The organism is Moorena sp. SIO2C4 (assembly GCF_010672485.1).
Lineage (GTDB): Bacteria > Cyanobacteriota > Cyanobacteriia > Cyanobacteriales > Coleofasciculaceae > Moorena > Moorena producens.
The window spans coordinates 1-5,394 of sequence record NZ_JAAHGN010000492.1; the positions used below are offsets into that span (position 1 = coordinate 1).

Below are 5,394 nucleotides of genomic sequence, written 5' to 3' on the forward strand. Positions count from 1 at the left end.
AACTGACTGGTAAACTAACCCTAACCTACAACAAGGCACGGCAAGCCGCAATTACCCAGGAAATTCTGGAAGTTGTGGGTGGTGCTGAAGCACTCGGTTAATTTCATTTTATTTAATTTATTTTATCAAAAAAAATTGGGTCTAAAACCCCGTCCTTCTAGGACGGCTTTTTTTTTGGGGCTAAGACTTGACGATTTGTGCTGGGCGCGTTAGCATAATGATATAACAGAAAAGGTCGATTTCTGATGATAATTCTTGAATTTAAGGCATACGGCAAAAATAGTCAGTACTCAGCTATAAACGAGGCTATCCGGACTGTTAAGTTTGTCCGCAATTCCTGTCTTAGGTTGTGGATTGACAATAAGGGGATTACAAAATACGACTTAAATAAATACTGTAGAGTCTTAGCTAAGAACTTTTCTTTTGCCAATGAATTAAATTCGACCGCTCGGCAGGCTGCTGCTGAGAGAGCATGGTCATCGATTGGCCGTAGGCCACGCTACGCGAACGCCCGTTTCTATGAAAACTGCAAGAAGAAAGTACCTGGAAAGAAAGGGTTCCCCCGATTCCAGAAGCATTGTAGATCGGTCGAATACAAGCAGTCAGGATGGAAAATATCCCCTGACAAAAAGTCGTTCGCGAAGCGTCGGCTTTGCCGAATCACGTTCACTGACAAGAAAGGAATTGGGAAGCTCAAACTCAAAGGTAAGTGGGACTTATGGCGTTTCGATAAGAAACAAATCAAGCGAGTTAGGATAGTAAAAAGAGCAGATGGCTACTATGTCCAGTTTTGTGTCTCAGTTGATAACAAGGAGGAACTAAAGCCATCAAGGAAAACTATCGGATTAGACGTTGGACTGAAAGAGTTTTACACAGATTCTGATGGCAATTCAGAATCTAATCCCCGATTTTATCGAACGGGGGAAAAGCGACTTAAGTTTTATCAACGTCGGGTATCCCGCAAAAAGAAAGGCTCAGCCAATCGTAGAAAAGCCATTAATAAACTAGGCAGGACGCATCTCAAAATAAGTAGGCAGCGTGAGGAACATGCGAAGAGACTCGCACGTTGCGTAATCCAGTCTAACGACTTGGTTGCCTATGAAGATTTGAGAGTAAGAAACTTAGTAAAAAACCACTGTCTTGCAAAATCTATTAATGACGCAGGTTGGTATCAGTTCAGGAAATGCTTAGAGCATTTTGGGAAAAAATTTGGTAGGGTCACTGTTGCAGTAAATCCTGCTTACACTAGTCAAAACTGCTCTGAATGCGGTGAGGTCGTGAAAAAGTCTCTATCAACTAGAACTCATACTTGCAAATGCGGTTGTCAATTAGATCGCGATCACAATGCCGCAATTAACATCCTTAATAGAGCCTTGGGTACGGTGGGGCACACCGGAACCTGGATCATCGATCCGAACGCTTTAGGAGAGGACACCTCTACTTTGCCTGACTCTGGTTTGGCTGAGCAAGTGACCTCGTTGATTAAAGAATCCCCGTTCTTCTAGGACGGGGAGTGTCAACGTCAGCTGCAAAGATTACCCGCGTCTGGAATTAACCAGGCGCATTTTTACTTTTTGCTAATTTTATAAGCAATTATAGTGTTTATAGCATTTTTCAATTAGGTGAGGTACACATTCCTGGGTTTTAGGGAACAGGGAACAGGGAACAGGGAACAGGGAACATAAAAGAGGCAAAAGGCAAGAGGCAAGAGGCAAGAGGGAAAAAAATATGTGTACCTCATTAGGATATAAATAGCTATAGTAACAAAGGGTATAGCGGATTATATCATGTTAATATAATCAGTTATCAAAAAACTTAGCTTCCTTATTGTAAGTAATCTCCCTGCTCATCGCCTGTTCCCTGTTTCCTGTTCCCTGTTCCCTATTATCTACTAATTATAAGTGTTCAACCGAAAATGATATTACATCATGAAACAATTATGGAATCGGCAGCCGGTTGAGATTAGAAACACAATATTGGCTGCTATTTTAGTATTAGTTATAGTAAGTTTCTTTTATTTTGTCAAATTTGAAGGGAATATTACTGGCTTTTTCAGAATTGGGTCACTATTTCCTATTTCTCCTTATCTCAATAGTCAGAAAGTATTGATTTATCAGGGAGAGCAGGGATATGATGGTCAACAGTTTCTGACTATTGCCCTCGATCCATGGTTAGAAAACTCAGGGACAATAGAAGCCATTACTCCTCCCAAATATCGCTACAGAAGAATTCTGTATCCACTGCTAGGTTATCTATTAGGTTTTGGGAATCCCCAGTTAATTCCCTACGCAATGGTTGGGATTAACTGTCTAGCTATTATTCTGATAGTATTTGTCAGTAGTTTATATCTGAAACGATATAGTGGTCAAACTTTGCCCTCACTCCTGGTTCTTTCTATACCAGGAGTTTGGATGGTTTTATCCCTTTCAACAGCTGATTTAATCAGTAGCTTGCTGCTAGTAACAGCTATCTATTTTTATCGCAATGAAAAACCGATTTACACAGCAATAGCTATCGCAGCTGCTTGTCTGACAAGGGAGACAATGCTATTAATGTGGTTGGCAATTTTATTAACCAGTATATGGGAGCGCAAAGGTCGGCAGCTGCAACATCTATTATGGGCTTGGATACCAGTAGCTGGGTGGGCTATGTATGTTTTCTATCGTCTAGAGGCTCAAGAGAATCTAGAAGGTAGTGAAAATTTTGGCTACCCCCTATTTGGCATAGGTCAAAAGCTGATTGATAGTCTCACAGGAGGACTAGGGGTAAAAAACCTGTTTGAAGCTTATTCATTTGCCTTATTAATAGCAGCTTTTGTAGTTACTATACTGCTAGCCAGTCAGTCCCTGCGGGAAAACAAGGTTATCCTAATTAGTGCAATTATTTATGCTGTGTTATTTTCAATGACTAGCATGACTATCTTAGGGTATTATTTAGATTATTCTCGTGTATACCTAGATATCTATTTCTTACTATTACTCAGTAGCAGTTACTCAAAACGCTATTTAAGCTATTTAAAAAATATCGTCATGGCTGGTGCCAGCTTGGCAAGCATCACCTATTTACTTGCCCATTCATGAAAAACCGGAAATGTGAAATGAAGATTTGGGAAAAATTTGATTTAGCGTTTGTATTTGAGATGTAAAATTTAACACGATAAATAAAGATATAATGTCAGGTGTACTTTGGGCTAAAAAGCGACATCATGAATAATATCAAGTCAGGTTGAATACCCATAATTAGAGGGAGAGTGGTAAGTGTTGGGAGGGTGGTAAGAGTGGTAAGCGTGGGAAGAGGGGGAGATAAGAACCCACCCCTAACCCCTCCCAGGAGCGGAATATCGGGAGATGGGGGAGATTTTTATTAAGGGTAATTGTCATAAAATTATATTAGCTTTCTATTGCCGAAGAGTGTTTTTGCATGCATTGAGATGCACCCCTTCTACAATACTCAGCCCTGGTGCTAATGGTTTAGTAAATAGGAGCACTTCCTTTTGAAAATAAGCTTGATATTCATCATAGCATCTATGAATAATCTTTTTGACCCTTGGATAATCACTTTTTGCTAACTTAAGAATACCCGAATCATAACGGTAATGGTCAGAGTCAATTAAGATAAATAAATTAATCATTAAAACAATAACCATGCCAGTTCGTGACTACTATCATGATATTGTACGCAATGCCCTTCAAAAAGACGGTTGGACAATCACCCACGATCCCTATCGTTTAAAACTCACTAGAAAAAAGAATTTATATATTGACTTAGGGGCAGAACGACTCATTGCTGCGGAAAAAGGTGTCCAGAAAATTGCTGTTGAAATCAAAAGTTTCCGCAGTGCATCAGAAATGAAAGATTTAGAGGAAGCAGTGGGTCAATTTGTCTTGTATGAACACCTACTGGCACGCTACGAACCCGAAAGAAAACTCTATTTAGCTGTTCCAGAAGATGTGAGATCATCAGTGTTTGAAGAAGAAGCAGGACAAGTTTTAATCGAAGATAAAATAATTCGCATTTTTACCTTTGACGTCAATCAAGAGGAGCTTATTACATGGATACCTTAAACAAAACTAATCTAAAACAAGCCATTATCAAAGTCTTACAAGACTACGTTGAATTTTTAGGAAATGACCCCGAAAGCGACCTTCAATTAATCATTGACGAAAATAAAGATCACTATCTCCTCATGGAAATAGGTTGGCACAAAAATCAAAGAATTTACGGCAGTTTGATTCACATTGATATCATTAACGAAAAAATTTGGCTTCAACAAGACGGCACAGAAGAAGGAGTCGCCAACGAACTGGTAAAACTAGGCATTTCACCCCAACAAATTGTCCTTGCCTTTAAAACCTTAGAACGCCGTAAAATAACTGACTTTGCCGTTTCCTAATTCAAAACTAAGTACCTAGGCAAAATTGCTTACACATTGAAAGTCTTGCTAGGCAAGGCTTTCAGCACTACTTTAAGTTAATTTCCTTAGTTTTATTTAGACCAAAACATTATGATTGTGATGCTTTTATCCTAATTCAATTAAAAATAACTGCTATTACCACAATTGACTGGTCAAGGTATTAAAAACGCTAAATGTTCACCCTCCAATTGCTGCAAATTTTTGGTATTCCCTTGTAATCTCAATGTTCCTTTATCTAAGCAGGTGCACAAAATTAATTACACATTTTCCAAAACTCAAAGCCTTACGATGTAAGGGTTACAGAGATTGGTAGTAGGCAATTAATTTTGTTTAGGTGCTTAACAATACAATCCAATCAGCACGCAAGATGACTCTAGGACGTTGACTAATCATAATCTCAGCATTTATACGGATTTAGAGTAGCAGAGCGTCTTTCGTTTCAAACGAGCTAAATAATGTCAAAAAGCGAGTATTTTATCCTTGAAGCTTATTCATTTGCCTTATTAATAGCAGCTTTTGTAGTCACTATACTGCTAGCCAGTCAGTCCCTGCGGGAAAACAAGGTTATCCTAATCAGTGCAATTATTTATGCTGTGTTATTTTCAATGACTAGCATGACTATCTTAGGGTATTATTTAGATTATTCTCGTGTATACCTAGATATCTATTTCTTACTATTACTAAGTACCAGTTACTCAAAACGCTATTTAAGCTATTTAAAAAATATCCTCATGGCTGGTGCCAGCTTGGCAAGCATCACCTATTTACTTGCCCATTCATGAAAAACCGGAAATTCGTCAGCTAATGCGCTACGCCCACGCTACTTGAGGTGCTATCAGCTAATGCGCTACGCCCACGCTACGCGAATAGGTTTTTAATAAAAGAGGTAAGCATTAGTTTAATCTGAGTTAAGTCGGCTGAGGAGTGACAGCTTATGGCACATCAAGTAGCACCTCAAGTAGCGCATTAGCTTACATTTT

The 5,394-nt window shown here is 39.0% G+C and carries 8 protein-coding genes; 6 read left to right on the plus strand and 2 right to left on the minus strand.

Annotated elements, in window-relative coordinates; all coding sequences use genetic code 11:
• Together F6K20_RS22690 and F6K20_RS22695 are read left to right on the plus strand one after the other, a co-directional pair.
• Positions 1–101: F0F1 ATP synthase subunit gamma (locus tag F6K20_RS22690; protein WP_287296114.1), on the plus strand; the 101-nt coding region annotated here is incomplete at its 5' end.
• 144 nt (positions 102–245) lie between these two features.
• Complete coding sequence (locus F6K20_RS22695) at positions 246–1,505, plus strand: RNA-guided endonuclease InsQ/TnpB family protein (RefSeq protein WP_287253965.1); 1,260 nt, start codon at positions 246–248, stop codon at positions 1,503–1,505.
• A 113-nt stretch (positions 1,506–1,618) separates the two neighbouring features.
• Here F6K20_RS22695 and F6K20_RS22700 read toward each other — a convergent pair whose 3' ends face one another.
• On the minus strand, positions 1,619–1,741 hold the full coding sequence (locus F6K20_RS22700) for a hypothetical protein (protein WP_287253967.1): 123 nt from the start codon (positions 1,739–1,741) through the stop codon (positions 1,619–1,621).
• A 187-nt stretch (positions 1,742–1,928) separates the two neighbouring features.
• On the opposite strand from F6K20_RS22700, the gene F6K20_RS22705 reads away from it, so the two are divergent.
• On the plus strand, positions 1,929–3,080 hold the full coding sequence (locus F6K20_RS22705) for an AZOBR_p60025 family cell surface glycopolymer formation protein (RefSeq protein WP_287296111.1): 1,152 nt from the start codon (positions 1,929–1,931) through the stop codon (positions 3,078–3,080).
• A gap of 317 nt (positions 3,081–3,397) precedes the next feature.
• Here the strand turns inward: F6K20_RS22705 and F6K20_RS22710 are convergent, their stop codons facing one another.
• Positions 3,398–3,646 (minus strand): T3SS effector HopA1 family protein, encoded by a 249-nt coding sequence (locus F6K20_RS22710; protein WP_287296113.1) that lies wholly within the window; start codon positions 3,644–3,646, stop codon positions 3,398–3,400.
• Here F6K20_RS22710 and F6K20_RS22715 point away from each other — a divergent pair.
• The 3 genes from F6K20_RS22715 (at position 3,645) to F6K20_RS40815 (ending at position 5,196) form a co-directional block, all read left to right on the plus strand.
• Positions 3,645–4,064 carry a XisH family protein gene (locus F6K20_RS22715; protein ID WP_008181117.1) on the plus strand — a complete coding sequence of 140 codons (420 nt, stop codon included), beginning with the start codon at positions 3,645–3,647 and terminating at the stop codon, positions 4,062–4,064. The two genes, F6K20_RS22710 and F6K20_RS22715, sit on opposite strands and share 2 nt — an antisense overlap.
• Positions 4,052–4,393, plus strand: a complete 342-nt coding sequence (locus tag F6K20_RS22720) for a XisI protein (protein ID WP_008181118.1) — start codon at positions 4,052–4,054, stop codon at positions 4,391–4,393. The genes F6K20_RS22715 and F6K20_RS22720 overlap by 13 nt, the downstream gene beginning before the upstream one ends.
• 476 nt (positions 4,394–4,869) lie before the next feature.
• Complete coding sequence (locus tag F6K20_RS40815; protein WP_008181119.1) at positions 4,870–5,196, plus strand: hypothetical protein; 327 nt, start codon at positions 4,870–4,872, stop codon at positions 5,194–5,196.
• Positions 5,197–5,394 lie beyond the last annotated feature (198 nt).